At 64.2% G+C, this 11,624-nt stretch carries 13 protein-coding genes; 5 read left to right on the forward strand and 8 right to left on the reverse strand.

Going from position 1 to position 11,624, the window contains the following annotated elements; genetic code table 11:
• Positions 1-4: 4 nt before the first annotated feature.
• The 3 genes from AB7F49_RS06200 to ctrA form a co-directional block, all read right to left on the reverse strand.
• Positions 5-490, reverse strand: coding sequence for a pyridoxamine 5'-phosphate oxidase family protein (locus AB7F49_RS06200; protein ID WP_428520951.1), 486 nt, complete (start codon positions 488-490; stop codon positions 5-7).
• A gap of 91 nt (positions 491-581) precedes the next feature.
• A complete protein-coding gene (locus AB7F49_RS06205) occupies positions 582-881 on the reverse strand; it encodes a hypothetical protein (RefSeq protein ID WP_428520952.1) in 300 nt (99 codons plus the stop codon).
• A gap of 225 nt (positions 882-1,106) precedes the next feature.
• Complete coding sequence (ctrA, locus tag AB7F49_RS06210) at positions 1,107-1,808, reverse strand: response regulator transcription factor CtrA (protein ID WP_428520953.1); 702 nt, start codon at positions 1,806-1,808, stop codon at positions 1,107-1,109.
• 591 nt (positions 1,809-2,399) lie between these two features.
• On the opposite strand from ctrA, the gene fliI reads away from it, so the two are divergent.
• Both fliI and fliJ read left to right on the forward strand, forming a co-directional pair.
• Entirely contained in the window at positions 2,400-3,725 is a 1,326-nt protein-coding gene (fliI, locus tag AB7F49_RS06215) for a flagellar protein export ATPase FliI (protein ID WP_428520954.1), read from the forward strand.
• Positions 3,726-3,809: 84 nt separating this feature from the next.
• Positions 3,810-4,229, forward strand: coding sequence for a flagellar export protein FliJ (fliJ, locus tag AB7F49_RS06220; RefSeq protein WP_428520955.1), 420 nt, complete (start codon positions 3,810-3,812; stop codon positions 4,227-4,229).
• Positions 4,230-4,244: 15 nt separating this feature from the next.
• Here fliJ and AB7F49_RS06225 read toward each other — a convergent pair whose 3' ends face one another.
• The 3 genes from AB7F49_RS06225 to rnk form a co-directional block, all read right to left on the reverse strand.
• Complete coding sequence (locus AB7F49_RS06225; RefSeq protein ID WP_428520956.1) at positions 4,245-4,997, reverse strand: hypothetical protein; 753 nt, start codon at positions 4,995-4,997, stop codon at positions 4,245-4,247.
• Positions 4,998-5,238: 241 nt separating this feature from the next.
• A complete protein-coding gene (locus AB7F49_RS06230) occupies positions 5,239-6,210 on the reverse strand; it encodes a Bug family tripartite tricarboxylate transporter substrate binding protein (RefSeq protein WP_428520957.1) in 972 nt (323 codons plus the stop codon).
• 205 nt (positions 6,211-6,415) lie between these two features.
• The gene (rnk, locus tag AB7F49_RS06235) at positions 6,416-6,817 is read right to left on the reverse strand and encodes a nucleoside diphosphate kinase regulator (protein ID WP_428520958.1); all 402 of its coding nucleotides are present in this window, start codon (positions 6,815-6,817) and stop codon (positions 6,416-6,418) included.
• 322 nt (positions 6,818-7,139) lie between these two features.
• On the opposite strand from rnk, the gene AB7F49_RS06240 reads away from it, so the two are divergent.
• The 3 genes from AB7F49_RS06240 (at position 7,140) to AB7F49_RS06250 (ending at position 10,960) form a co-directional block, all read left to right on the forward strand.
• Entirely contained in the window at positions 7,140-7,685 is a 546-nt protein-coding gene (locus tag AB7F49_RS06240; protein WP_428520959.1) for a sigma-70 family RNA polymerase sigma factor, read from the forward strand.
• A gap of 1 nt (position 7,686) precedes the next feature.
• Positions 7,687-8,421 carry an anti-sigma factor gene (locus tag AB7F49_RS06245; protein WP_428520960.1) on the forward strand — a complete coding sequence of 245 codons (735 nt, stop codon included), beginning with the start codon at positions 7,687-7,689 and terminating at the stop codon, positions 8,419-8,421.
• Between the two features lie 145 nt (positions 8,422-8,566).
• Positions 8,567-10,960 (forward strand): bifunctional diguanylate cyclase/phosphodiesterase, encoded by a 2,394-nt coding sequence (locus AB7F49_RS06250; protein ID WP_428520961.1) that lies wholly within the window; start codon positions 8,567-8,569, stop codon positions 10,958-10,960.
• 127 nt (positions 10,961-11,087) lie between these two features.
• On the opposite strand, the gene AB7F49_RS06255 is transcribed toward AB7F49_RS06250, so the two are convergent.
• Both AB7F49_RS06255 and AB7F49_RS06260 read right to left on the reverse strand, forming a co-directional pair.
• Entirely contained in the window at positions 11,088-11,315 is a 228-nt protein-coding gene (locus AB7F49_RS06255; protein WP_428520962.1) for a hypothetical protein, read from the reverse strand.
• 118 nt (positions 11,316-11,433) lie between these two features.
• The coding region (locus AB7F49_RS06260; RefSeq protein WP_428520963.1) for a hypothetical protein at positions 11,434-11,624 on the reverse strand (191 nt) is incomplete at its 5' end.

Raw genomic sequence — 11,624 nt, forward strand, 5'->3', positions numbered from 1 at the left:
ACATCTAAGTCAAATTCACCTCGGCCACCTTGTCCTGGTAATCCTTCTTCGGGTCGGCGCCGAGCAGCATCTTCACGCCGGCAATCAGGCTGTATTCGTCGAGCCAGATTTCGGCGCGTTCGGCATCGAAGCGCAGCAGCGCCAGATTGGGATCGTCCTTGCCGCCCCTGAACCACGCCGCGACGAACGGATTCCAAAGCCGCTCGATCGCCGCTCGGTCGGTGTCAAGCGCGATGGAGCCGTGAATGGTGGCGAACAGATCGTGGCCCTTCGACGCAAAGGTCGCATCGGCATGCGCGCCGTTGCGGAGGTTTTTCACCAGTTCGCTGTCGCGTGCCGTGAAGAACCAGATCGGACTGCGCTCTTCCTCGACCTGCGCCGTCATCGGTCGCGCATGCCGGTTTTCGACGCCGTCGACGCCAAGCATCACGGTCATGTCGGATTTCAGCGCCTTCCAGAATTTGGTTTCGAGTTCCCTAGGCGTCGGCATGAATGTCTCCAGTCGCCAAGGTGAACGGGGAGTGCGGGCGGAAGTTCCCAAAGAAGCACCGCCGCGCTGTTTTTCCTCGGGGGTGAACCCGTCAGTCGATCGGCTTCATCCTGGGTTCTGCCTTCGGCTCACGGGCTGAGCGAGTTTCAGCGGCATCGGTCGCGTCCGGCGCGGGCGCCGAGCCCGTGGTCGACGGCTGGGTGATCGGTGGACGGATATCGTTGGTCGCGACATTTTCGCCGGGACCGGCATAGAAATAGATGAAGCTGCCGATGGCCGCGAGCAGCAGCGCGCCGAGCAGAATGGCAACGCTCGCACTGGCGCGGTTTGCATCGCGCGGGTGGCGATAGCGCCGGCCTACGGGTTCGTCTCGATGCGGATCATGGGTCATGTGAAGTCCTCCGGTACGGACAATACCTGCGAGATGAAGCGGGTTCCCGCGCCGATCGTCGCGAAGAGCCGGCAAGCGCCATGAAAAACTCCAAGAAAAAACCCCGCCGTTGCCGGCGGGGTTTCAAGTTTGGGTGACCTTGAGAGGAGAGTTCAACGCACGTCTTACATCCCCAGGGACGAAACTCGTGTCGCGCGACGGATGGCCGGAAGCCCGGCCAGGGCCTCACGCCGGAATTCTGGCCTCGTCGTCGGACGGCTCGCGCAGCACATAGCCGCGGCCCCACACCGTCTCGATGTAGTTCTTGCCGGACGAGGCATTCGCCAGCTTCTTGCGCAGCTTGCAGATGAACACGTCGATGATCTTGAGTTCGGGCTCGTCCATGCCGCCATAGAGATGGTTGAGAAACATCTCCTTGGTCAGCGTCGTGCCCTTGCGCAGCGAGAGCAGCTCCAGCATCTGATATTCCTTGCCGGTCAGATGCACGCGCTGGCCGTGGACCTCGACCGTCTTCTGGTCGAGATTGACGACGAGATCGCCGGTATTGATGACGGACTGGGCATGGCCCTTGGAGCGCCGCACGATCGCGTGGATGCGCGCCACCAGCTCGTCCTTGTGGAACGGCTTGGTCATGTAGTCGTCGGCGCCGAAGCCCAGGCCCCGGACCTTGTCCTCGATGCCGGCGAGGCCGGAGAGGATCAGAATCGGTGTCTTCACCTTCGCGACGCGAAGCGAGCGCAGGACCTCGAAGCCCGACATGTCGGGCAGGTTCAGGTCGAGCAGAATGATGTCGTAGTCATAGAGCTTGCCGAGATCGACGCCTTCTTCACCGAGATCGGTGGTGTAGACGTTGAAGCTCTCGGACTTCAGCATCAATTCGATCGACTGCGCGGTCGCGCTATCGTCCTCGATCAGCAAAACGCGCATGCCAGTGCCCTCTCTCGCCGCTGCGGGCCCCAAAGGTCGGCACGCCGGAGCGGCGGCCTTTCAAACGCCTTGCAACAATACGATTCGGAAACACTATTCCCGCATGGTTAACAAATGCTGATTCCCGTCTGCAAGGCTTCTCTAGGCAGGAGCAGTCGAATCGGCCTAAAGTCTTACCGGGATACAGTTTTTTCCCCGAGCGAGAGTTCATGTTCCGTCTCAAGAGCCGGCGTTAACCGACTCCCGGGTTCCAGCCTTTGATTTGTGTCTCCGGCAGGCACCTTCGCACCGTCACAGGAACGGTGTCGCAATGATTAACGACGCGGGTAAACACGAAGTTAAGGTGGCCGCTTCGGCGGTAACTTTAAGCGCGGGTGAAGAAACCGCGGCTTCAGCTGCGATTTTTTACCCTCCCCCTTGTGCGGAGGGTCGCCGAGCGAAGCGAGGCGGGATGGGGGTGATTGCAGGAATTCGCCGCAGCTACCCCCGCCCCGATCTCCTTCGCTGCGCTCAGTCGATCGACCCTCCCCATAAGGGGGAGGGTGAGGACCGAGTTCGTTGCGCCGGGGTGCGCTCTTTCGAGACCGCATCATGAAAGCCTTGGCCGAAGAGATCGCGGAACTCGACGGCGTCGAAATCTATGGCCGGGTGGTCGGCGTGCGTGGACTGATGGTCGAGGTAGCGGGTCCGATCCACGCCATGTCGGTCGGCTGCAAGCTATCGATCGAGACCGCGCCCGGCCGGGTGATCGCGGGCGAAGTGGTCGGCTTTGCCGGCGACAATGCGCTGCTGATGCCGTTCGGGGCGCTCGACGGGGTGCGGCGCGGCTGCCGCGCAATCGTCAGTGCGGCGCCTGCTGCGGTGCGGCCCTCGGATGGCTGGCTCGGCCGCGTGGTCAATGCCATGGGTGAGCCGATCGACGGCAAGGGACCATTGCCGGCGGGCGCCTCGCCCTATCCGTTCCGTGCACCGCCGCCGCCGGCCCATGCCCGAAGGCGCGTCGGTGCGCCGCTCGATCTGGGCGTGCGTGCGCTCAATACCTTTCTCACCTGCTGCCGGGGCCAGCGCATGGGCATTTTCGCAGGGAGTGGCGTCGGCAAGTCGGTGCTGCTGTCGATGCTGGCGCGCAATGTCGAGGCCGATGTGTCGGTCATTGGCCTCGTTGGCGAGCGCGGGCGCGAGGTGCAGGAATTCCTGCAGGAAGACCTGGGGGAAGAGGGGCTGAAGCGCGCGGTGGTGGTGGTCGCAACCTCGGATGAACCAGCCTTGATGCGGCGCCAGGCGGCTTATCTGACGCTCGCGATTGCCGAATATTTCCGCGACGAGGGCCGCGACGTGCTGGCGCTGATGGATTCGGTGACGCGCTTTGCGATGGCGCAGCGCGAGATCGGGCTGTCGGCCGGTGAACCGCCGACCGCGAAGGGTTACACGCCGACGGTGTTCTCGGAATTGCCGCGTCTTCTCGAGCGCGCCGGCCCTGGCACCGAGAGCGGTACCATCACCGGTCTGTTCACCGTGCTGGTCGACGGCGACGACCACAACGAGCCCATAGCGGATGCGGTGCGCGGCATTCTCGACGGGCATGTCGTGATGCAGCGCGCCATCGCCGAGCGCGGACGCTATCCGGCCATCAATGTCCTGAAGTCGATTTCCCGCACCATGCCGCGCTCCGCCGACCCGGACTTTCTTCCGGTCATCACCCGCGCCAAGCAGGTGATGGCGACCTATGCCGACATGGAGGAACTGATCCGGCTTGGCGCCTACCGGCCGGGCTCAAGTGCCGAAGTGGACGAGGCGATCCGCCTGCACCAGCCGCTGGAGGCTTTTCTGGGGCAGCAGAAGGAGGAAACCACCACTCTGGCCGAAGGATATCAGCGGCTTGCAAGTATTCTCGGCAGTCTGGAAACCGAAAAATAACGATAGGCCGGCACAATGCCGCCATATGTCGCCGTGCGTGTTTCGCGCGGCAATTGGAATTGGGGCTTCGGGGAGTATGTGTCGATGAAGTCGCGTGAGACGCTGATCCGGCTGCGCAAGTTTCAGGTGGACGAGAAACGCCGCCGGACCTTGCAGATCGAGACCATGATCGCCGAGTTTGAACGCATGACGGTCGAGCTCGATCGCGAGGTGAAGTCCGAACAGGATCGCGCCGGCATCCAGGATCCCTCGCATTTCGCCTATCCGACCTACGCCAAGGCCGCAAACCAGCGCAAAGAGAATCTCAAGCGCTCGATCGACGATCTGCGCGTGCAGCTAGACGATGCCAAGGCAGCCCTCGGCGAAGCCTTCGAGGAACTGAAGAAGGTGGAATTGCTGGACGAGCGCGATCAGGCGCGCGAGCGCGCCGATGCCAATATGCGCGAGCAGGTGGAACTGGATTCCATCGGCATCATGCGGATCAAGAACGCCGCGCGGGCGTAGCGCGAAGTCGCCGCTTCAATTCAGCGGCTTGGCCGGGAACCGCTCGCGGCCCTCGCGCGGATAATAGCACTGCATCGGCATCTGGCCCGTTGCCGGATTGCAGGTCCGCTTCCTGAGCTGGGGCGCGAAGCCCAGCTGATTGTCGCGTTCCCAATAGACATTCGGCTTCTGTGCCTGCGCCGGCCGGCGCCGCGCCGCGCGGTCAGGCGCGGCCTGCTTCGCGGAAGGGCGCCGCGCCTGCGGTCGCCTGGGCTGCCGCGGCGACTTGGGCTCCGCGCGTCGTGGCGAAGCCTCGGTTGGAGCGGATGTGCGGGCGGCGCCGGCAGACCGGCCATCCGCAGGCTTCGAAAACGGGACGCTCGCTGAGGGCGGATCGGCAGCGACGACCGGGTTCGGAACCGGCTCGCCAGCCGTTCGATTCTCAAGGCGGTCTTTGGCTTCAACGACCTCTTGCCCAACGACCTCTGGTTTCGGCAGCGGAACTGGCGCCTGCGACGCAATGTCCTCGGGCTGCACGGCGACCGGCGCTGGTTCGGGCGCGGTCCCGGCAAGTTCTTGAGAGCGGGTAGGTTCTTGAGAGCGGGTAGGTTCCTGGGTGCCCGCAAGTTCTTGGGTGGATGGCACGGTGGCGGTCTCGTCCGCATCGACAATCCATCGATACGCGCCCTCGGCTGCGAACAGGGCCGTCGTGGCGAGTACGGCCAGGACCGCGTAAACGGCGAGGCGCGGCACTTTCTGAAAATCGAAACCTGCGGGCAGTCTGATCATGACGATGCTCGAACGCTGGACTTGGGCGTGGTCTCCGGCTTTGCCGCTTGGGGCCACCTCCCGTAAATATGGATTCAAATGACAGGATTGAGGCGAGTGTCGAGCGTTACCTGATTTCTTGCTGAACGCGGCTGCCGCGCGAGGCCCGGGCGCGTTAACCTTACCGGTCATGCCCAGGTCTTGCGTGGGGTTGCTCGGACTGGAGCGGAATATCCGGCACGCTTATCAGGCGCTGCGCCGCTCACTCGATCTTCATGCCGAGCGCGTTCACGCGCTTTCCCCATTCTGCAACATCGTCCTTGAAGCGCTTCGCGGCCGCCGCCTGATTGCCGGTCACCGGATCGAATCCCAGGGCGGCGAGGCGCTGCTGGAAGTCCGGCTGCCGGACGATGGCGTCGACCGCGCCGTTCAGCTTGGCGACGATATCGGCCGGCGTCTTGGCGGGCACGAACAACCCGACCCATGACGCCGCGTGAAAGCCGGGGAAGCCGGCTTCGTCGAAGGTCGGCACATCCTTCATCGTGCCGACCCGGCTGTCATGCATCACGCCAAGGCCCTTCAGCGCTCCGGAGCGGACCTGCGCAACCAGCCCGCCGCCGAGCGTGATCGACAGCAGGTCGATGTGGTTGCCGATTGCGGCGTTGATTGCGGGTGCGCCGCCCTGGAACGGCACATGGGTCGCCGGGACCCTGGCAATCTCCTTGAAGAAGTATTCGCCCGCGATATGCGAGCCGGAGCCGACGCCGGCCGAGCCGAAATTGATGGTCTTGCCTTTGGCGCTGGCGAGGAATTCGGCAAGCGACGAAGCGGAATTCGCCTTGTTGACCGCGAAGGCTTCCGGCGACGAGGCGACGATCGCGACGGTGGTCAGGTCGTCGGCGGCGAAGCCCTTGCTCCGGTGCAGCGTCTCGTTGATCGCGAGCGCGGTCGTGGTGACAAGGATGGTGTACCCATCCGGCGCGGCGGCTGCGACCTGCCTTGCTGCGAGATTGCCGCCGGCGCCGCCGCGGTTCTCGACGATGATCGTTTGCCTGAGCACTTCGCCAAGCTTCTGCGCGATCATGCGGCCGATACCGTCCGCCACCCCTCCGGCGGCGAATGCGACGACGAAAGTGATCGGCTTTGAGGGATAATCCTGCGCGACGGCTCCGCGGGGCCACAGCAACAGCAACGCGCTGATGCAGACGACCCAGGACCTGAGGGTTCGCAGCATGACGTCCTCCCCGATTGCCCATTTTACGGCGGGCTTTGTCGAATGATTAGAGCGGCCGTGCCGGTCAAAGACAAGCATTCCATGTAGGGGCGGGGTGGCGCTCGCCGTTCCGTGCTCAAGAACAAGGGCATGGAACGGCCGGCGCCGTCATCTGATTGCCGCTCGTCCACTTTCTGCGGTGACGAGCGAGATCTTTCGGTCCTGGTCAGTTCACCGCTTCCACAGCCAGGACGGTCAGCGACCGTCGACCGCCGCTCACTGTTTCCCATTCGATCGACTGGCCCGCCGACAGGCCGATCAGCGCTGCGCCGATCGGCGTCAGCACGGAAATGGTGCCCTGCGAGACATCGGCCTCTCCGGGATAGACCAGCCTCACGGTGCGAACCGCAGCGGTGACGTCGTCGCGGAACGTCACCCGCGAACCCATCGTCACCAGGCCAGGCAGGCGCTGGGATTCTTCGATCACCTGGGCGCGGTCGATCTCGCGCGCCAGGAATTCGGCGGTCTGCGCGAACGCGCCGGCGGACGAATTGGCGATCCGGGACAGCTTCTCGGCGTCCGCGCGGATCATGGCGATCGGGGGCAGTTCGGGGCGGAAATCGCTCATTGTTGTTCTCCTTCGCTTGAAGCGGTGAGCGGGCCGAAGCGGCGCGAAGCACCGGCTCGGGCCAGGATTCGAATTTTCGGGATCGGGGAGCCGTCGGCCCTGAGGCCAGGATCAGAAAAAAGTCAGCCCGGAGGGCTGACAAGCGCAGCCGTCCGGGTCAGGAGCCTTCGTGCAGGCGTCCGGCGCGAAGCAGGAGACGGGTCTGGTGCGCGATCATCACGGAAATTAGGTAGTAGTCTGAAACCGGAAGTCAACGGCCACCGTGTCTCATGCCGCGGCTCCGGGGCCGTGCTATGCATACCCAAATTGTCCGGACTTCCTCATGTCGACGCCCGCCGACCTCACCGCCTATCTGGTCGCCACGGCCCAGGGCGACCAGGCTGCGTTCGAACAGCTTTACGCCGCGACGCGGGCGAAACTCTACGGCGTCGTGCTCCGTATCTTGAGGCGCAACGACCTCGCCGACGAGGTGATACAGGAGACCTACCTCAAAATCTGGGGCAGCGCCGGATCGTTCGACCCGTCGCGGGCGTCTCCGATCACCTGGATGGTGACGATCGCGCGCAACCGGGCGATCGACCTTGTTCGCAAGCGCAGCGAGGCTTCGCTCGAAGAGGAGCCCGAGGCCATGGATGTCGCCGCAGATTCGCCCGACCCGCTCGCCGCTCGCGAGCTGAGCGAGGATCTCCAGCGCCTGATGACCTGCATCGGCGCGCTTGATTCCGACCGCAAGCAGATGGTGCTGCTGGCCTATTATGATGGGCTGAGCCGCGAGCAACTGGCGGCGAAGTTCGAACGACCTGTCAACACGATCAAGACCTGGCTGCGACGGAGCCTGATCGAGATCCGGGACTGTCTCGGATCATGAGATGGCGGACATGAGCATGGACGAGGACCGCGAAATCCTGGCCGCCGAATACGCCCTCGGTACGCTGGATGCGTCCGAGCGCTCGCAGGCGGAGCGTCTGGTTGCGGCCGATCCCGAATTTGCGGCGCATGTGGCGTATTGGGAGCGCCGGCTGTCGTTGCTCGCCGAAGCGGTGGAACCGGTCGAGCCGCCCGCCAGCGTCTGGAACAGGATCGCCGCTGCGTTGCCGGGCGCATCGTTGCTTCCCGGGGTGCCATCCGGCAATGCGGAAATCGTCGATCTCGGCCGGCGCCTGAAGCGCTGGCGCACCGCGACCTATGTCGCCGGCGCGCTCGCCGCGTCTTTGCTGCTGTTCATCGGGGTGCGCGAAGCCACGCTGCCGAAGCCCGATAGCGGCCGCTATGTCGCTGTCCTGCAGGCGGACAAGGTATCGCCCGGATTTCTGCTTTCGGTGGACCTGAAGACCAAGGAATTCACGGTGCGCCGGGTCGGTGCGGACCCGCAGCGCGATCGTTCCTTCGAGCTTTGGCTGGTGCACGACAAGTTCCCGCAACCGCGCTCGCTTGGCGTGATCGGGGATCATGAATTTACCCGCGCGCAACTCTCCGCCTATGACCGGCAGATCATCAACGAGGCGACCTATGCGGTGACGGTCGAGCCTCCCGGCGGCTCGCCGACGGGCGTCGCGACCGGACCGATCGTCTATGTCGGCAAGCTCATCGAGGCTGTGCCGTAGCGGACGCGGGCCGCGCAAGGCACAAATCGAAGCGGCTTTCTCAACCCGTTGCTAACCTGACGGAGTGGAACCCGGATCAGGGGGCGTGCTGGTCACGGCTTGTTTCCGGTGGCTCGCTACAGCTTGCGCAGAAACGGTTTCTGCGATGTTCAAGGTTCTCACCTGTCTGACGGTTGATCACGATTGGCGTCTGGTGGCGCTCGCCGCGCTGACCTGTCTGGTCGCCAGCGTGACTGCAATCAGTCTTTTCAGCCGCGCGCGCGCCGCACGCGGCCGCGTACGCCTGGTCTGGATCGCGACCGCGGCGGCGGCCGGGGGATGCGGCGTCTGGGCGACGCATTTCATTGCGATGCTGGCCTATTCGCCGGGCGTGCCGCTGGGCTACGGCATCGGACTCACCGCGCTCTCGCTCGTGGCGGCCATCACGATCACCGGGGTTGGATTCTGGATCGCGCTTGCTGATGACTGGCATTTCGCCGCTCCGCTCGGCGGCGCGGTCGTCGGTGGCGGAATCGCCGTGATGCACTATACCGGCATGAGTGCACTGGAAGTGCCGGGCCGCGTCACCTGGGATATCCCGATTGTCGTCGCATCGATCGCATTCGGGGTGGTCCTTGGCGCGGCCGCGCTGACTGTGGCGGTTCGCGGCGACGGACTGCGGCACCTGACGGCGTCCGCGCTGTTGCTGATGCTTGCAATTCTGTCGTGTCATTTCACCGCCATGGGAGCGGCCTCGATCGTCCCGGACCCGACGCAGATCGTCGACACATCATCGATGTCGCCTGCCATGCTTGCGCTTGCGGTCGCGAACGCCGCGCTTGCCATTCTGTTCGCGAGCCTCGCGGGAGCGCTTGCCGACCGGCGGGTGCGCGACAAGGAGCGCCAGCTCGCGACCGCGGTCAACAACATGGCGCAGGGCGTCGTGATGTTCGACGACGATCATCGCCTTGCCGTCTGCAACGACCGCTATCTCGAGATGTACGATCTCTCGCCCCATGTCGTGAAGCCCGGCTGCACGCTGGAGCAACTGATCGATGAGCGGGTGCGCCGCAATGGTCTGAAGCGCGATCCGAAGCGATACAAGGAGGAACTCGTCGCCGCGATGTCGTCTGGATCCACGCTCAGCGCGACCGTGGAATATGAGGATGGCCGGGTCATCTACATCGTCAACCGGCCGATCGGGAACGGCTTCTGGGTCGGCACCCACGAGGACATCACCGACCGCAAGCGGACCGAGCGGCTGATCGCGCATATGGCGCATCACGACAGCCTCACCGACCTCCCCAACCGCGCGCTATTCGTCGAGCAGTTGCAAAGGAGCGTCGATCACGCGGCCCGGGAAAAAGCGAACTTCGCACTGCTGTGCATCGACCTCGACCGGTTCAAGGAGGTCAATGACGTGTTCGGCCATCAGACCGGCGACGGCCTGCTGCGCGAGGTCGCAGAGCGGCTGCAGGCCGCCGCCGATGGCGCCTTTGTCGCGCGCCTGGGCGGCGATGAATTCACTCTGATCTCGGCGGAGGGCCCGCAGCCCGCAACAGCGGAAGCCCTTTGCGAGCGGCTGGTTGCGGCGATGGCGCGGGATATCGAAATCGGGGGCCACCTGCTTCGGGCAGGCCTCTCGGTCGGGGTCGCAATCTATCCGATGGATGGCCGCGACATGCAGTCATTGCAGGCGAATGCGGATGCCGCGCTCTATCGCGCGAAGTCGGAAGGACGCGGGCTGGTTCGCTTCTTCCAGCCGAACATGGATGAGAGCCTGCGCGAGCGGCGCGCGCTTCAGCTCGACCTGCGTTCGGCACTGGAGCGCCATGAACTCTACCTCGATTATCAGCCGCAGGCCGACATGGCCGGTACCATCACCGGCTTCGAGGCGCTGGTGCGCTGGCGCCATCCGACCCGCGGTCTGATTGCGCCGGGCACCTTCATTCCCATCGCGGAAGAAAGCGGGCTGATCATCCCGATCGGCGAGTGGATCCTGCGCGAAGCCTGCCGCGAGGCCGCCTCCTGGCCCAATCCGTTGCAAGTCGCGATCAACCTGTCACCCGTGCAGTTTCAGCACGGCGACCTGCCCGGGCTGGTGCATGCGATACTGCTGGAGACCGGCCTGAAATCCGGACGGCTCGAACTCGAAATTACCGAGGGCGTCCTGATCGGAGATTATTCGCGCGCAATTTCAATTCTGGGGCGTCTGAAAACCCTTGGAGTCCGGATTGCCATGGACGACTTCGGCACCGGTTATTCGTCGCTGTCCTATCTGCAGGCATTTCCGTTCGACAAGATCAAGATCGACCGGGCCTTTGTCAGCAATCTGGAGCAGCGTGGGCAATCGGCGGCCATCATCCGCGCCGTCATCGGGCTCGGCCGAGGGCTTGATCTTCCGGTGGTCGCGGAGGGTGTCGAGACCTCGGATCAGCTTTCGTTCCTGATCAGTGAAGCGTGCAGCGGCGTGCAGGGATATCTGATCGGGCGTCCGGCTTCGATTGCCACCTTTGGTGATATCGTCGGCGCCGGAGCGAAACGGCGGGCCGCCGGCTGACCCGGCCGGTCGTGGAGGCGGCTTACGCCGACCCATGAGGCCGCACAAAAAAGTTGCGCCCCCTTGGGGGGAGGGGGCGCAACACGTAACGTTGATCCCTGGGGGGAGGGAGATTCAACGTCAGAAACTAGCGGATATTGACGAGGTCGCCCGCGGTTGCGGTGGCGGTCGTCCTGCCGGCGCGGATCACCGGCCCGGCCGCGTCGAAGCGCGACGCGAAGGTATCGGTGCCGTCCGAGAAATTCGGCTTTGCGAGGATGCCAACGCCCACCACCATGATGGCGGCGATCAACGACACAGCGACCACCTTCAGATGGGTCGCGCCGTCAGCGCTGCGCAGCGAGGAATTGTTCATGACACGTCCCTTGCCTGTCCTGCTTGTCCCGATTGGTCGGGATCTGCCGTCTCCGGGTTCAACTCCCGTTCGACGTGGGCCTAACGTGGTGCGCCTCCCTCGGTTCCGCAGGGGGCGTTCACATCTCGTTGACCAGATGTGAAACTACGTGACTGTTGTGCCCCAGTCGCGCGCCTTTTGCGCCGGGGGTTAATGCTTTGAATCCGCAAATTTTGCTGCGAACAGGCGCTGAAACGATCGCTTGCGGCGTCAGATGCTGCCGACCGTCTTCAGCCGGACGCGCGGATGGATTTCCGACTGCGACAGGAC

The organism is Pseudorhodoplanes sp. (genome assembly GCF_050250235.1).
Taxonomy (GTDB): domain Bacteria; phylum Pseudomonadota; class Alphaproteobacteria; order Rhizobiales; family Xanthobacteraceae; genus Pseudorhodoplanes.

What these genes read in the sequence shown, in the direction of transcription:
- ctrA (WP_428520953.1), bottom strand. Translation starts at nt 1,808, where the DNA reads ATGCGCGTTTTGCTGATCGAGGACGATAGCGCGACCGCGCAGTCGATC.
- AB7F49_RS06230 (WP_428520957.1), bottom strand. Translation starts at nt 6,210, where the DNA reads ATGCTGCGAACCCTCAGGTCCTGGGTCGTCTGCATCAGCGCGTTGCTG.
- AB7F49_RS06245 (WP_428520960.1), top strand. Translation starts at nt 7,687, where the DNA reads ATGGCGGACATGAGCATGGACGAGGACCGCGAAATCCTGGCCGCCGAA.
- AB7F49_RS06225 (WP_428520956.1), bottom strand. Translation starts at nt 4,997, where the DNA reads ATGATCAGACTGCCCGCAGGTTTCGATTTTCAGAAAGTGCCGCGCCTC.
- AB7F49_RS06240 (WP_428520959.1), top strand. Translation starts at nt 7,140, where the DNA reads ATGTCGACGCCCGCCGACCTCACCGCCTATCTGGTCGCCACGGCCCAG.
- AB7F49_RS06255 (WP_428520962.1), bottom strand. Translation starts at nt 11,315, where the DNA reads ATGAACAATTCCTCGCTGCGCAGCGCTGACGGCGCGACCCATCTGAAG.
- rnk (WP_428520958.1), bottom strand. Translation starts at nt 6,817, where the DNA reads ATGAGCGATTTCCGCCCCGAACTGCCCCCGATCGCCATGATCCGCGCG.
- fliJ (WP_428520955.1), top strand. Translation starts at nt 3,810, where the DNA reads ATGAAGTCGCGTGAGACGCTGATCCGGCTGCGCAAGTTTCAGGTGGAC.
- AB7F49_RS06200 (WP_428520951.1), bottom strand. Translation starts at nt 490, where the DNA reads ATGCCGACGCCTAGGGAACTCGAAACCAAATTCTGGAAGGCGCTGAAA.
- fliI (WP_428520954.1), top strand. Translation starts at nt 2,400, where the DNA reads ATGAAAGCCTTGGCCGAAGAGATCGCGGAACTCGACGGCGTCGAAATC.
- AB7F49_RS06205 (WP_428520952.1), bottom strand. Translation starts at nt 881, where the DNA reads ATGACCCATGATCCGCATCGAGACGAACCCGTAGGCCGGCGCTATCGC.
- AB7F49_RS06250 (WP_428520961.1), top strand. Translation starts at nt 8,567, where the DNA reads ATGTTCAAGGTTCTCACCTGTCTGACGGTTGATCACGATTGGCGTCTG.